General features: G+C 41.3%; 14 protein-coding genes. 5 read left to right on the top strand and 9 right to left on the bottom strand.

What is annotated here, in order from left to right; translation table 11 throughout:
- Positions 1-386: 386 nt before the first annotated feature.
- Positions 387-1,085: a hypothetical protein gene (locus tag EO92_RS12380; protein WP_048171976.1), complete on the bottom strand. Its 699-nt coding sequence runs from the start codon at positions 1,083-1,085 to the stop codon at positions 387-389.
- 208 nt (positions 1,086-1,293) lie between these two features.
- Between EO92_RS12380 and EO92_RS12385 the strand changes: the two genes are divergently transcribed.
- The gene (locus EO92_RS12385) at positions 1,294-2,037 is read left to right on the top strand and encodes a carbonic anhydrase (RefSeq protein ID WP_048171978.1); all 744 of its coding nucleotides are present in this window, start codon (positions 1,294-1,296) and stop codon (positions 2,035-2,037) included.
- A 969-nt stretch (positions 2,038-3,006) separates the two neighbouring features.
- Here EO92_RS12385 and EO92_RS12390 read toward each other — a convergent pair.
- Positions 3,007-4,179 carry a type III PLP-dependent enzyme gene (locus tag EO92_RS12390; RefSeq protein ID WP_048171980.1) on the bottom strand — a complete coding sequence of 391 codons (1,173 nt, stop codon included), beginning with the start codon at positions 4,177-4,179 and terminating at the stop codon, positions 3,007-3,009.
- Between the two features lie 651 nt (positions 4,180-4,830).
- Positions 4,831-6,126 (bottom strand): APC family permease, encoded by a 1,296-nt coding sequence (locus EO92_RS12395; protein WP_048171982.1) that lies wholly within the window; start codon positions 6,124-6,126, stop codon positions 4,831-4,833.
- 345 nt (positions 6,127-6,471) lie between these two features.
- Here EO92_RS12395 and EO92_RS12400 point away from each other — a divergent pair, with 345 nt between their 5' ends.
- Positions 6,472-7,347: a hypothetical protein gene (locus EO92_RS12400; RefSeq protein WP_048171985.1), complete on the top strand. Its 876-nt coding sequence runs from the start codon at positions 6,472-6,474 to the stop codon at positions 7,345-7,347.
- Positions 7,348-7,449: 102 nt separating this feature from the next.
- Here the strand turns inward: EO92_RS12400 and EO92_RS12405 are convergent, their stop codons facing one another.
- The gene (locus EO92_RS12405) at positions 7,450-8,631 is read right to left on the bottom strand and encodes an FprA family A-type flavoprotein (protein ID WP_048171987.1); all 1,182 of its coding nucleotides are present in this window, start codon (positions 8,629-8,631) and stop codon (positions 7,450-7,452) included.
- 441 nt (positions 8,632-9,072) lie between these two features.
- Between EO92_RS12405 and EO92_RS12410 the strand changes: the two genes are divergently transcribed.
- Complete coding sequence (locus EO92_RS12410) at positions 9,073-10,593, top strand: glutamine synthetase family protein (RefSeq protein WP_048171988.1); 1,521 nt, start codon at positions 9,073-9,075, stop codon at positions 10,591-10,593.
- 322 nt (positions 10,594-10,915) lie between these two features.
- Here EO92_RS12410 and EO92_RS12415 read toward each other — a convergent pair whose 3' ends face one another.
- Positions 10,916-11,239: a YbjQ family protein gene (locus tag EO92_RS12415; protein WP_048171990.1), complete on the bottom strand. Its 324-nt coding sequence runs from the start codon at positions 11,237-11,239 to the stop codon at positions 10,916-10,918.
- A gap of 8 nt (positions 11,240-11,247) precedes the next feature.
- Complete coding sequence (locus EO92_RS12420) at positions 11,248-11,469, bottom strand: hypothetical protein (protein WP_048133461.1); 222 nt, start codon at positions 11,467-11,469, stop codon at positions 11,248-11,250.
- Between the two features lie 205 nt (positions 11,470-11,674).
- Between EO92_RS12420 and EO92_RS12425 the strand changes: the two genes are divergently transcribed.
- Together EO92_RS12425 and EO92_RS17235 are read left to right on the top strand one after the other, a co-directional pair.
- Entirely contained in the window at positions 11,675-11,854 is a 180-nt protein-coding gene (locus EO92_RS12425) for a hypothetical protein (RefSeq protein ID WP_048171993.1), read from the top strand.
- Positions 11,855-11,971: 117 nt separating this feature from the next.
- Positions 11,972-12,811, top strand: coding sequence for an ion transporter (locus EO92_RS17235; protein ID WP_048171996.1), 840 nt, complete (start codon positions 11,972-11,974; stop codon positions 12,809-12,811).
- On the opposite strand, the gene EO92_RS16755 is transcribed toward EO92_RS17235, so the two are convergent.
- The 3 genes from EO92_RS16755 to EO92_RS16760 all read right to left on the bottom strand — a co-directional run bounded on the left by EO92_RS16755 (position 12,742) and on the right by EO92_RS16760 (position 15,154).
- The gene (locus tag EO92_RS16755; protein WP_052734355.1) at positions 12,742-13,395 is read right to left on the bottom strand and encodes an RHS repeat-associated core domain-containing protein; all 654 of its coding nucleotides are present in this window, start codon (positions 13,393-13,395) and stop codon (positions 12,742-12,744) included. The two genes, EO92_RS17235 and EO92_RS16755, sit on opposite strands and share 70 nt — an antisense overlap.
- A 309-nt stretch (positions 13,396-13,704) precedes the next feature.
- A complete protein-coding gene (locus EO92_RS12440; RefSeq protein WP_048171998.1) occupies positions 13,705-14,067 on the bottom strand; it encodes a hypothetical protein in 363 nt (120 codons plus the stop codon).
- A gap of 10 nt (positions 14,068-14,077) precedes the next feature.
- A complete protein-coding gene (locus EO92_RS16760; protein WP_052734356.1) occupies positions 14,078-15,154 on the bottom strand; it encodes an RHS repeat-associated core domain-containing protein in 1,077 nt (358 codons plus the stop codon).
- Positions 15,155-15,258 lie beyond the last annotated feature (104 nt).

The following is a 15,258-nucleotide window of genomic DNA, read 5'->3' on the forward strand; positions in this document are numbered from 1 at the left end:
GCTATTTTTAATATATATTGTAAGCCATTAAAAAATAATTATTTGTACAATGTTATTATTAGAAAGTTAGTGATTTAGTAAGTTGAAGTTCTATTATGTGAACATTTAATTTAGAGCATGAAAATCTGCAAATTCCCCTATTAATATTTTAGATAGCTTATCCCCTAACACACTCTATTTTTTAATATATTACACTCAAAGATATAAGAACTTTTAGATTGTTGATTCTGAATAATTTAAAAACATAAAGGCTTTCAAGTCAGGCTTTCAAGAAAGGAAAGATAATATTGAAAGATAATATTGAAAGATAATATTGAAAGATAATATTGAAAGATAATAAGGAACGATTATTTAGGAGATTCTTTCAGTAAAGGATACTGAAAACATCAATAGAGAGAAATGGTGAATGAAGGAAAATAATAGTAAGCTCCGAGTAGAATAAATAAGCTAACTGCAGGTACTGTGATATTGTCGTCCATATTTTCTATTCTTTCCACGAATGAGCATACTATTCCTGCAAGAACTCCTGCCATCCCCATTTTTGCGCCGATAATTATGCACAGCACGAGCATACCTGCAGTCCCTTCCCAGGCTTTTGTCCTTTTATTGTATTTCAGGTTCCTTATTATTCCAGTAATCCCATCCCCATATGCCATGAAAAGCACCGGAATCACTCCAAGCCAGAAAGTCCTGTCAATATACCAGGTAAAAAACACTATCAATCCCCAGCTCAATGTGAAATCCACATCATAAATGTTTTCCGGGTCCTGGAACCAGTACATCCGCCTGTTAAGTTTATGCGGCACATATGTCGCAAGAGCAAGCCCTAAAGCCATCACTGCCGGCAGGATAGGCTCGTGAGCAACAAAGGGAAGCAGCATTGCCGTCAACCCGCCTGCTAAAAAATGGATTGCTTTTCTGGAAAAGTATATTGAAGAATTGATTGACCTTCCCTTTTTTAGAGAAGATTCGTACACTTTTTTTGAGATAACAAGGAGAACAAACAAATTCCAGACTGCGAGCACCGAAAATACAGGCAGGTCGGAAACTATTAATTTCCAGGGAACTTGAAGCACAGCCTCCATAACATCCTCTATATCTTTTAAATATAAGGCTTTTTGGATTTGATAAAGACCCAGATAAATTGAGCTTACTGATAAGTTATATTGAAAATGTTTGCACGTCCAGTTTCCAGATAAAAATATTTCTACATTTATTTTTTTATCTATTTTTAAATAAAAATAGAAATGTCTAAATAATTTATACTCTTCACGCTGTTATTGGAGGACTTCTATGAAACTTAACAGGATCTTTATGGCTCTTCTTCTATCCCTGGCACTCACCCTCGCTGTAAGCGGGTGTGTCTCGCAGGGCGGAGAAATAGAAGAAGGCGAAAGTGTGGAAGCAGAGGTTGAGAGCGAGGTTTCGAACATCCAGGCAAATCCTGTGACTCCCTGGAATCCCGAACCAACCGAACCGATTATTGACCCAACTGCCTACATCCACCCCCAGGCAGCAGTAATAGGTGATGTAACAATAGGCGCCAGTGTAATGGTTTCCCCGATGGCTTCAGTCCGGAGCGATGAAGGCATGCCGATTTTTGTTGGAGACGAGACCAATATCCAGGACGGAGTTGTGCTCCATGCCCTTGAGACGATTGATGAGGAAGGCGAGCCTGTGGAAAAGAATCTGGTTGAGGTTGACGGTAAAAAATACGCAGTTTACGTTGGAGAAAGGGTTTCTCTTGCCCACCAGTCCCAGATCCACGGCCCTGCCTCTGTTGGAAATGACACATTCATTGGCATGCAGGCCTTCGTTTTCAAGACTAAGGTAGGAAACAACTGTGTACTTGAACCGACATCAGCAGCAATTGGTGTAACTATCCCTGACGGCAGATACATCCCTGCAGGTACTGTGGTAACCTCTCAGGCTGAAGCAGACCGGCTGCCCGAAATTACGGATGACTATGCCTACAGGCACACTAATGAAGCCGTAGTATATGTAAATGTCAACCTGGCTGAGGGATACAATGCATAACAACACTACTGTTAAAGTAGAAACCGTTAAAGTAGAATAATAAACAGAGCATATGGAAAAGGAAATATGCAGGAGATAAAAGTTCAAAAAATTCAATGTCTTTTAACTAAAAAAACCTTTACCGAATCTTTATTTTCTTTGCCCGGAACTACCTACCTTTTCCTTATTTCGGGCAAACTCACTATTTTGCGGTCTTTATCTCGCAAGAGTTCTGGACTTATTGTTTCAACAAGAAAAGGCAATTTTAAGACCTGGCAAAAGACCACGCATATGTGTTATCGCGCATACCTGATGAGCACAATATATAATAAATTTAGAAATTTAGACATTTAGGAACGGTCATAAGGTTTATTTAAAATAAATACATTATAAAAAAGAGCAAGTCTTACTGAAAATTAATTCTGAAGTAAAGGTCTTTTGAGAATTTTGTTTAAAATTAATTATTTGTTCAGAAGTAGATGGTAGGGGTCGAGTCCCTATTCTCGAGATCCCTACCTGCGATCCAACCCTAGATTGAGAGGAAACCCTATTACTCTCAATCTATTATCTTTTATAACGATGCGGTAATATATATCATCACCGACCCGAAAAACCTTTTTTAATTCAAATTTTCAAATTGACCATATATTTTCTTTGCGATTAAACTTTCAACGGCGTTGAATATTTTAACCTAAATATAATAAAAAAGTATTTTTATAACTCTCATTTACAGCACTTACGTCATCTGATAACCAGATTGTAGTTTGTTTGATAAAACATCAATCCAGCAATCTGTTATTTCACATAATATCAGTTTCCCACTTCCTTTATGCTATTAAAAGAAACTTAATGCCGGAAACGTCCCCAGGTGGCCTGAGTACCTATTTTTGACTCCAGAACCACATCTTAATCCACAGGTAAATATAAGCGCCTCCGCTAACTTATCTGGCGGTCAGTCGAAAAACAAAAAATAGTAAGGGCATCTGCCCTTTAAATAATGTAGGCTTTGAGAGGTGGAAAGCCGTTAAAATTCACGGAACAGTAACTCTGGGTGTAAGCTCCGGTAGTGAAGATATATACACGGTTACCTTCTCTCATAGTATGAGGGAATGAATACTTATGGTGCTCATAGAGGATATCCATGCTGTCACAGGTGGGGCCTGCAAGGATGACCTCTTCTGCACATCCTTTTTTATCACAGAAAATGGGGTATTTGATGCATTCGTCAAGGGTCTCAATAAGGCCGCCGAACTTTCCTATATCAAGATAAACCCACTTGTACTGGTTGAACCTGGCTTTCAGGGAGATCATAACGACTTCACTTACGATTATGCCAGCATCGGCAACCAGAGAACGCCCTGGCTCGATAATGATTTCGGGAAGTTCTTCTCCGAAGTCGTCATGCAAAAAGCGGCGGATTTCACTGGCATAAGTCTCAAGGTCGTGGGCCTGAGCCTGATATTTTGCGGGGAAGCCTCCACCGAGGTTGATCATTTTCAGCTGAATTCCTTTTTCGGCCACTGCTTCAAAAAGGTATTTGCACTTGGAGATTGCATTGTCCCATTGCCCGATATCCCTCTGCTGGGAACCAACATGGAAAGAAAGCCCATAAGGTTCAAGCCCGAGCTTTTCGGCTTTCATAATTAGTTTGTATATCAGGTCCGGATGGGAGCCGAATTTTCTAGAAAGTGGCCAATCTGCACCATCACTTTCTGTAAGAATCCTGAAAAAAACCCTTGAGCCGGGAGCTTTTCGGGCTAACTTTTTCAAATCACTTTCTGAATCAGTAACAAAGAGCCTTACTCCTTTCTCATAGGCATAACCTATGTCCTTTTCTTTTTTGATCGTGTTTCCATAACTTATCCTCTCGGGCTCTACCCCGAGCCTTAGCAACTGATCAAGTTCGTAAACAGTTGCAACATCAAAGTTGGAACCTTTGTTCTTCAGAGCGAGCACTACCTTATCCATAGGATTGGCCTTTACAGCATAGTGAATTTTTGCAAAAGGCATGTGCTCTACAAGATCGTCATAACTTCGCTCTATTCTCTGAAGATCGATGATCAGAAATGGTGTTTCTTTATCCCGGGAGAACTTCTTTATTTTGTTAAAGTCTTCTCTTGGAATGAAATCCTCCAGTGGGAACTCATAAGGCTCTTTTCTCATATCTACTCCCTTTTTTAACCTGAAATTATTTGTAAGCAGAACTGAAACTTTATTATGGTCTGAGTGGCAAATCTGTTTAAAAGCTGTTTAGTTATATTTAGGTAGTTCTGTTTATAAATTTTTAGTATATTTCGGATTCATTTCAGTTTTGAGATTTATAATTTATAATATAGATAATCCCTGAAATAAAACGAATCAAATTGGATTTTATGTATATAAAACTAATTCTTGTTGAATATCAAGACCCAATAATAACTAAAATCGAAAAATATTCAATATAAATCGTCAGATCTTGGAAAAAAGCCTAATTATTCTTTTTTAAGCAATTAAATCTATATATATGCTTTTTTTGCTTATTAAAAGCATTAAAAGCCCATTTCTATTTATGGAACATTCCAGAAACACCTGTATGTTCCGGAAATATACAGGCGCCGTTTAAACCTGAAGAAGGAATTTAATCCTATAAAAAAGAAAAAAAACACTTTTTGAGTGACTAAATAAATATTAAAGCTTTTTTAAGCCATTATTTATATAAATATCTTCTAATTTGGTTTTTTATAATTAGCTCAAATGCCTTTGTTTGAATCAACTGTATAAATAATATTTATGTCTTTGTGAGATTTACTATAAGATAAATAGAATTAAAGAAAATCAGCCAGCCGGAATCTCAGCCGACTCTTTTCTGGTTTTAAGCAGCACTATAAGTACGCTTATCCCTGCAAGGAAAAACCCGTAAACCATGACTTCTTTACTGATCTGGGAAAAAAGAAAAACAGCAGATAGAGCACCAAGAGCCGGAAACAGGGGCAAACGGCCGATGCTGAACGGCACTCTAAAAGGGCGTTTTCTTCCCGGGTCGGTGTATCGGAGCCTTATGAGGGAAATATTGACTATAAAAAAGACAATAAAAATCATGAAATTCGCAATATTTGCTACCGTTGTTATGTCTCCGAGGAGGATGAACAGACTCGAAAAGCATGTAATTCCGAAAATTGCCGTCCAGGGAGTCTTGAAGAAGTGGTGTACACGTGCGAAGATTTTCGGAAGCGAACCTGCGTCTGCCATGCCGTAGACAATCCTTGACCCTCCAAGCATAACCACAAGTACGGTGTTCGTTGTGGAAAAAAGCGCGATCCAGGAAAGAAGGATAAAAGCCTTATTCCCAAGAGAGACCGCCGCAACATCAGCAAGCGGAATATCTGAAATTCCGAGAACCCGAAAATCAAGCACACTTACAGTAGCTACTGCCACACAAATATAGAGGAAAACAGTGACGAAGATGGCAATAAGCAAAGCTTTTGGAGTTGTTTTCTCTGCATCTATTGTTTCCTGGGATAATCTCACAATATCCTCAAAACCCAGAAATGCAAAAATAATCAGGGCAGAAGCCTCAAAGACTCCTGAGAGGTTCGGAGTCTCAAAATAATTTACCGTACCAAGATAAGGAATTCCCACGTAAATAATAATCAGAAGTCCCGAAAGTTCTATAAAAGTCATGAGAATAGCCAGCCGTGCGGACTCCTTGATGCCGTAAACCATGATAAAGCTGAGGACAATAAACAGGCTTACTGCCGCTATTATAATTCCACCCCCGAAAAGGTTACTGAAGTACCTTCCGAAGCCGAGAGCAACCGCAGAGCCGGTAATTGCTACATAATAGATAACTAGCAGCCCTACAAATAGACCTGTACGTTCTCCAAAAGCTCTTTTTGCAAACTCATACTCCGCCCCTGCTCGGGGATACATTGAAGAAAGCTCCATATAACTAAGGGCGGAAAGTGCAGCAGTAAATCCTGCAAACAGAAAGGAAAACCAGACCATATTGCCTGCAAGTCCTGCAGCTTTTCCCATCAGCACATAGATCCCGGCTCCAAGAATATTGCCAATTCCTACCAGAGTAATTTCCGGTAAACTCAGGTCCCTTTTTAGTTCAGATTCCCTTTCCATAAGAAAACCCCTTTTTCGTAAGAAAACTCCTTATCTGAAACTTGAAATCAGGACCTGAAGGTAATCTTGAAAATTGAACCTCGGGCCTGCTGAAAAGACCAGGTCCGGAAAAGCCTATAACCAGACCTACTAAACAGATCTATTATGCACTATATTCTATGCGCTATGTTCTCGAAAATTATTTTCCATATAAAGCCTTATTTTCCATAAATCATAATTTCCCTAATTATGTTTAACTTTAATAATTATATCACAGATGAAATTCTATTTATGAATTCCGGATAATAAACACAAAAGTTAAACATTTTCACAAAAGTTATACATGTTCAGCTCGCAGAGGTAAGAATGAAGGTTGAAAGGCTAAGTTCACTTACTCGCTCAATAGACCTTGATTATCCCACAAACAGGGCGATTGTGATAATTACCCTGCTTTTCCTCTTTGGAATCTCAGGTTTTCAACTTTTCCTGGGAAGAGATATTTCCGCAGCTTTTTACTCCGGCTTAAGGGCAGGAGCATCGGTATTTCTTGCCTGGGCGTTTGCAAGGGAACTGGACCCGGACAACGAACTCTCTGCGTTTTTTGCAGCTTTTTTGGGCTGCACAGGCTTTCTATTTTTCCCTTCTCCTTTATTGCTTGGTCTCTTCCTGGAACTCCTGCTTATTCGTATAGTTAACAGAAGTACCGGGATGCCTTCAAAAACTTCCGATTCTCTTGCGGTACTTCTGCTTTCAAGCTGGATTTCGCTGCAAGGAAACTGGATTTTTGGTTTATTTACTTCACTTGCATTTTTACTGGACTCTTTCCTTCCTGCACCCAATCGTCACAACCGTATCTTTGGAGGAGCGGCCTTTATAGTTTCAGTACTTGCTTTCTTAAAGGCTGCAGGACAAGAAAGCACTTTTCTGGATATAGAAAGCACTTTTTCGGCTATTCAATCAGGCTTATTCATGCTAACAGTTTCTCTCCTTTTTATTCCCATTGTCCTTAGCTCCAGAAAAATAAAATCCGGAGGGGACATGACAGGAATTCCTTTAGATCCTCTTCGGATGCAGGCAGCTCAGCTGACAGCTCTGCTGAGTGCAGGTTTGTTGACAGCTCTAAGAGGATGGGCAGGAGCTGAAAGCCTGCTGCCTTTATGGGGGGCAATTTTAGGCATTTCCTTTTACGGATATTTGCACATGCTACTGAAAAAATTTCATAAGGATTCTCAGCCAGATTAACCCATCAGCCAGATTAACCGTATCTTGTTGACGTGGAAGAGCCTTAGAGTTCTTCCTGATAGGATTCTTCAGGCAGAACTCTTCCTCCTGCAATTCACGGAGTCATGCTTTCATTTTTTGAGCCAGTTCTCTGCCTATTTCCTCTACTCTTTTTAAGTCTTCTTCACTAGCTTTGCCTTTCACCTGAAGGGTTCCTACAATCTCCATTTTCAAAGGAGCCAGAATTTCTCCTGCCTGCTTCAGCGCCCCTCCACCCCAGCCAAAGGACCCGAGCACAACCCCATACTTTGCCGGTGGGTTGAGAGCTTTTACCAGAGACGTGCCGTAAAGGGCAATCGGGTGCATGCCTCCAAGAACTGTCGGCGCTCCAAGGATAAGAGCACGGGAATCAACCAGTTCTCTTGCAACATCTCCTATATCCGAGACTGCAAGATCATACATCCTGACATCCACTCCTTCTTTTAGCAAGGTTTCTGCAATTGTCCGGATCATCTCTCTAGTTGAGCCCCACATGCTCACATAAACAATAAGGGCTTTATTCTCGGTTTTTCCTGCAGTCCATTTCGCATATGGGTCCATAATTCTCTTCGGGTTTTTGTAAACAGGCCCGTGGCTGGGGGCAATAATTTCGATATCCAGGTCCTTTATCTTTTCAAGAGCTCTGGCCCCCATTTTCCCGAAAGGCATCATGATTTCCCCGTAGTAGCGTTTTGCAAAAGGAATAAGCTCTTCGATATCTTCATCATAGATGCCCTGAGCTGTATGAGCTCCGAAAAAATCGCATGGAAAAAGGACTTTGTCTTCAGGCAGGTATGTGAACATTGTTTCAGGCCAGTGGAGCCAGGGTGCTTCTATGAAACGAAGGGTCTTTCCTCCCAGATCAAGACTGTCTCCTTCAGCAACGATTTTGATCCGGGCTTCAGGCAGCTCATGGTAGAGCCTGGCCATCTTCACTCCTTTCTCAGTTGTTACAAATAGGGCATTCGGAGCCTTTTCAAGGATAAATCGAATTGCATTGGCATGATCCGGTTCGGCATGGTTCATTATCAGGTAATCCAGTTTTTCCAGGTCCGAGACCATATTGATTTTTACCTCTAGTTCCTCTTCAAAACCCGGATTCACGGTATCTATGAGGGCTGTTTTCTTCTCGCCTTTTACGAGATAAGAATTGTAGCTGGTACCCTCTGGCAGAGGAATTAAAGAATCGAACATCCTGCGGTTCCAGTCTTTTGACCCGACACCAAAAACATTCCTCGCAATCTCTGGAATATTATAAGTTTCCATACTTTTCCTCCATTCTCCCTTATGGAATAATCAAAAATCTGCCATAGAAAATCCTGCCATAGAAAACATATTGAAATCTCTGGCTGTCCCCACCAATCTTATAATTTGTTATGGTTATATTTATTAAATATCTATATTGCATTCGTCCAATATATTTATTGGGCAAAAACCCTATTTTCTCCTGTCCATCTGTCCGAAAAACAGAATTATGCCGAACAAGCCCATGATGATTATCCGCTGTTTATATTTCATCCAAAAAATAAAAAAGAGAAAACTTTATATAGACCGCAGTAAGTTATCTCTTTCCTAGTCAGGCAGAAATTTACTAAATTACGATTAATACGGCAATCATTAAGCCTGAACAATATTATTATTGAAATGAGGCTTTGAATACTCGAATATTCCAATCAAACATATTTCAATCAATAAGAAGGGATAACAATGAAAACATCATCTGTAGAACTGAATCCGAACAGCCTGGTACAGTACCTTAAGAAGCCAGCAAACGAATTCACCAAAGACGACATCATAAAGTTCATCAAAGAAAACGGCATTAAGATGCTGACCTTCCGCTATGTTGGTGGAGATGGCAGGCTCAAAGCCCTCAGCTTCGTTATCAGAAATGAAGAACACCTTGACACCGTGCTTTCTACCGGAGAAAGAGTGGATGGATCCAGTCTTTTCAAATACATAGAAGCCGATTCAAGCGACCTTTACGTCGTCCCGAAATACCGAACTGCTTTTGTAAACCCGTTTGAGGAAATCCCGACTCTTGATTTACTCTGTTCTTACTTCGACAAGGATGGAAATGCCCTTGCAAGCTCTGCTGAAAACATCATGAAGAAGGCTCATGCTGTTCTGAAGGAAGAAACCGGGTACGAGTTAAATGCAATGGCTGAACTCGAGTATTACATCATCAGCGACAAAGAACAGATTGATACTGATTTCCCGGCTGTTGACCAGAGAGGCTACCACGAAGCAGGCCCCTTCACCAAGTTCGACCAGCTCAGGAAAGATGCCATGCTCGCAATCGCCGAAGCTGGCGGATCAATCAAATACGGACACTCTGAAGTCGGAAACTTTACCGATGAAAAGTACTACTACGAGCAGAACGAAATCGAGTTCGAGACCACAAGCCTCGAGGATGCTGCTGACCGCCTGATCATCGGAAAATGGGTGCTCAGGATGCTTGCAGCCCAGTATGGTGTTTCAGTCAGCTATGCCCCGAAGATCACCGTCGGAAAGGCAGGCAGTGGACTACACATCCACATGAAGCTCATGAAAGATGGCAAGACTGCAACCGTCGAGAACGGAGGACAGCTCACCGATGCCGCAAAGAAAGCAATCGTTGGCTGCCTGGATATTGCCGGATCAATCACTGCTTTCGGAAACAGGATCCCGACATCCTACCTGCGTCTTGTACCTCACCAGGAAGCTCCAACCAATATCTGCTGGGGAGACAGGAACCGCTCTGCCCTTATCCGTGTGCCTCTCGGCTGGTCCGGGGAAGCAAGCAAGATGATCACCATCGCAAACCCGAACTACAGCGAAGAACTCAAGGACCACTCCAGCAAGCAGACCTACGAGTTCCGTGCAGCTGACGGTTCTGCTGACGTCTATCTCCTCCTCGCAGGGCTCTGTGTCGGTACCCGTCACGGTCTCCAGATGGACAATGCCCTTGAACTTTCCAAGAAGCTGTACATCAGTGTAAACATCTTCAAGGACGAGCACAAGGACAGGCTTGCCGAACTTGAGCACCTCCCTGCTTCCTGCTACGAGTCCGCCCAGGCCCTGAAGAAACAGAAGGATATCTTCATGCAGTACGATGTCTTTACCGAGGGCATGCTCGATGGAATCATTGGTGGCCTTGAAGCCTTCAATGACTACCAGCTGAGCGAGAAACTCTACGGTAAGACAGAAGAAATCAAGAGACTTGTGGACACTTACATCCACGTCGCTTGATATCGACTGTAATGATTTAAAAACAAATCTTTTTTTCTTTTTTCCTGCCGGAAAAAAGAGCAGAGGCTCTGCTCCTGTGGGGCAGAGTCCCTGTAAAAAACGATTTTCCTCTTTTTGTAGCTTTTTTGGTGCCCTGAAGGTACTATATATACCTCACAGGATTAAAAAGATCTAATTGAATAGTTTACTAAAAAAGGAAAGCAGCCACCGAATTGAAAATATTCATAAACTAAAGCCTGCTTAACAGGAATAGCCTTCTCCGGTTGTTTATTAACTGCGCAGTGAAGACTTATTCCCTGAGGAACAATGATTATTCCTTTGATTATTCCTTATCCCTTATCTTTACAGCCGTTCCGTATGCAAGCATCTCGGCTGCTCCTGCCATTACCATGGAGGTCATGAACCTGACATTTACCACGGCATCGGCTCCCATCTTTTCGGCATCCTCAACCATGCGGTTGATCGCCTTCTCCCTTGCTTCTTCAAGCATCTCGGAGTATTCTGTCAGTTCGCCCCCTACGACGCTGCGCAGACCTGACATAATATCCTTACCAATATGCTTGGCCTGAATGGTACTGCCACGGGCCATTCCAAGGGTACGTATGATCTCCTTTTCTGCTATTGTATCCGTAGTTGCGATTATCATGTTCTCACCTAGTATCTCCTTTCAATCTCCTTATCCTTGACACTCATTTTTTCCTTTATCAGGATCAATAAAACCAGCCCTATACCTGCTACAATTGCCGTGATAGATATTTTAAGGATGAGGCTGGACTCTGTGGTAAAAATATCATAAAGGGCGTATCCCACCAGCAAGATTAAGCCTGTGACTGTCAGTCCTATGCCAAGATTTCTAACTGCTGTGTTGCTGTTCATAAGAACACCTCTTCAAACAAAATTGGAAATCACCACAGAAACCAGGTTGCTTGAGAAATTCTATAAGTACAGGATATACTATATCATTTTCTTTATATTAATGGATATGTTTCATCTGATGTAAATTTCCTATAATGCAACTTTCCCTTTACAGAATCATGGCAGAATAGAAAAAACTTCGCAAAAACGAAAACATGAGAAACAAATGAAAAGGGAAAGAAGAAAGGGAAAAGGAAAGAGGAAAAGGAAAGAGGAAAAGGAAAAAGGAAAAGGGAAAAGAGAACACATCAATCATAATTTTGGAAGTTCCAATATTATGAGAACAGGTCAAAAACCTGATGTATTTAACTGTTATTTAACTATAATATTAACCCACTGTAAGTAAATACTTATTATAGTGTGAAACATAGGGGGATGTAACTGCTTTTTAAGATGTTGCATCATAACTGAATTTTCGAAAAGTTAGATTGCATATCAAACTCTTGCTGCGTGGATGTTAACAATGGCTGCTTCAGTGAAAGATAACCCGCAAAATAGGCCGCATGATAGTAATTGGCGAAATACGTTATATACGATAATATTTGAAGCCGACACTCCCGCCGGAAAGATTTTTGATGAAGTCCTGATTCTTACCATCCTGCTGAGCGTCATTGTCGTTATGCTTGATAGCGTAAGCAGCATTGCAGCAAGATATGGCGGTTTGTTTTATTCACTGGAATGGATTTTCACGATACTATTTACAGTGGAGTATCTTTTGCGCCTGATCTGTGTTGGGAGACCCCTCAAATACGCCACAAGTTTTTTTGGCATCATAGACCTGCTGGCGATTCTCCCGACATATCTCAGCCTGATCCTTCCAGGCGGCCGGTATCTTCTGGTGATCCGGAGTTTACGTTTACTCAGGATTTTCAGGGTGCTCAAACTTGTCCAGTATCTTGGAGAAGCTGAGTTCTTGATAAGAGCTTTACGTGCAAGCCGGCGAAAAATAACCCTGTTCCTGTTTACTGTCTTGAACCTGGTGGTGATACTGGGCTCAATGATGTACGTTATTGAAGGGGCAGAGAGCGGGTTTACCAGCATACCCCGGAGCATCTACTGGGCAATCATAACACTTACAACCGTAGGATACGGGGACATAGTCCCTGAGACGAATCTCGGACAGGCACTGGCGTCATTTATCATGATAATAGGTTATAGCATCATAGCGGTTCCGACAGGTATTGTCACATCCGAGATGACCTATGCAAGCAGAAACCTTAAAGGAAAGGTGTGTCAAAATTGCAGTTTTGAGGGGCATGACAGCGATGCTAAATTCTGTAAGCGTTGCGGAGCAGAATTATAGAACCGCCTGTGGGATTGAAGAGCATTATCTACTTTCTTCTCTGCATCCGCCGTCTTATCCAGCAACTTGAACAAATCACCAAGATTGTCAGCTTGAGTAACTGTTTCCTCCAGAGCCTGAACTCCAAGCCTTCCGCCTGTCACACCCGGCGCCAGAGCACATACAACATCAGTAGCAAGACCTATGTAGGTCCATTTATCAGCATTCCCGGTGCGGATATCATTAATATCCATTGCAAGGAACGCTATATCAATGGCAGTTTCAACATAGTGCCCGCTCGGATCAGTATATTTCACCGGATTATTCAATGCATAAGAATACCTGTTCAAAGCCTGCGGATTATAAGGATCAGGAAGCATCGTATCCGGCTGAACGAAAACCCTGTACTCAGGCGAATAATACCTTGCACCGTAGTACATCAGCCCGGTATCGGCATCGTTCTCCTGACCTGTAAACCCGTATTTCTCCAGACCGCCTGACCGGACCTGGCCGTATGGGAAGTAATCGGTGCGTTCGACTTCAAGCCCGGTTTCGTCAACCATCAGGGAAGTGCTGCCTATATGGTCGGAGAGGTACCACTCCATGCTTTCGGATGTTTCTCTGAAACATTGGTTGTAAAAAACAATTCAAGAGGAGATTATAAGCAATAAAAAAACTTCATAAAGGGTAGATTTAAAGAGTTTCCAATCTCTTATGGATTCATGGATAAACCAATCGAATCACTCAGCATGGGCGATGAGAATGCTACTAAATAAAGATATGACCTGACATAACCGTATTTCAGGATCAATGCAGAGTGTACGATTTGAAAGATTGATAAGCATCAGGGAATAATTTATTTTCCCTGATGTATTCTTCAAAATCTTTTTTATACTTTACAGAGAATTAGTCTCTCAATCCATATTGTTTTCATCGATTAATTTATAATATGTCTCTAATAGTTTAATTGTATGAGATATGACTAAAAAATTAATTTCCATATGTGGATAATCTTCAAGGTTTATTTTTGCGCTTAAATCTTTGAGATTTTTTAGCCTCTCTGAAACTAAAAAATCAATTTCCTCTTTTTTCACTTTTTTTGAAGACTTTACATCTCTATACCTTGTGAGAATTCCATATACATCAGCTGATGCTAGGTCTAACTCAGCCCAAAAATCAATTTTAAGATCATCTTCTGGAATGTCTCCTAGATGTACAAATCGAATTATACTTTTCATTTGATCCAATACATCTATTATTTCCTCTAGTTTTTCCATACCTACACCTCTATTTGTTGGGATTTTTAGGATGATATGAAACTATTTTTCCATCTTTTGTAAAAATACCCATTTCATTATTACTCTTAGGTCCAGTTACTATTTTGATACCTGTAGTCCCGTCACTTAACCTAGTTTCTGTTATTTTCGCATTTCCCGGCAAATTATTTTTATCATATTGTTTAAATAAATTTTCGGCATTAGTTGTGTAGTCTTCCATACTCATATCGATATTTCTACTCAATACATGTCTTTCATAATGATAATCCAAACTATCTTCAACTGTTTTGGAACTTTGTGCTGACCATTTGTTCAGTATTCCTTCGTCAATATGATTAACAGTTTTTTCAGTATCAATCGCATTATCCACTTTCTTCTCTGTATCCGCCACCTTATCCATCCGATTAAAGAAGTCTGCAAGCTCATCACCATGATTAACCGTTTCCTCCAGAGCCTGAACTCCAAGCCTTCCGCCTGTCACACCCGGCGCCAGAGCACATACAACATCAGTAGCAAGACCGATGTAGGTCCATTTATCAGCATTCCCGCTGCGGATGTCGTTGATGTCCATTGCAAGGAACGCTACATCAATGGCAGTCTCAACATAGTGCCCGCTCGGATCAGTATACTTCACCGGATTATTCAGCGCATAAGAATACCTGTTCAACGCCTGCGGATTATACGGATCAGGAAGCATCGTATCCGGCTGAACGAAAACCCTGTACTCAGGCGAATAATACCTTGCACCGTAGTACATCAGCCCGGTATCGGCATCATTTTCCTGTCCGGTAAATCCGTATTTCTCAAGACCGCCGGACCGAACCTGTCCGTATGGGAAGTAATCGGTTCGTTCGACCTCAAGTCCGGTTTCATCAACCATCAGGGAAGTGCTACCTATGTGGTCTGAAAGGTACCACTCCATGCTTTCTGATGTTTGTTTGGCTACGCGTTCGTCGTCGCGGAAGAATTGGCTGGTGGATGTGCCGTTATCAATTTCGTAGAACTTGTTAATGTAATAGGTGAACTCGCTGTCGGAGTTCTGTTTCTTGATTCTCTGGCCGTTTGCATCGTACCAGTACTTTTCCACAAGGGAATTGTTAGCGGAGTAACGGACCTCACTTAACTGGTTGGCATCGTTGTAAATCGATTATCATTAGAAAAGTAAATCATGGTTTGAGAACCATAATTGGT

Source organism: Methanosarcina sp. 2.H.A.1B.4, from assembly GCF_000979385.1.
In the GTDB taxonomy this organism is placed as follows: Archaea; Halobacteriota; Methanosarcinia; order Methanosarcinales; family Methanosarcinaceae; genus Methanosarcina.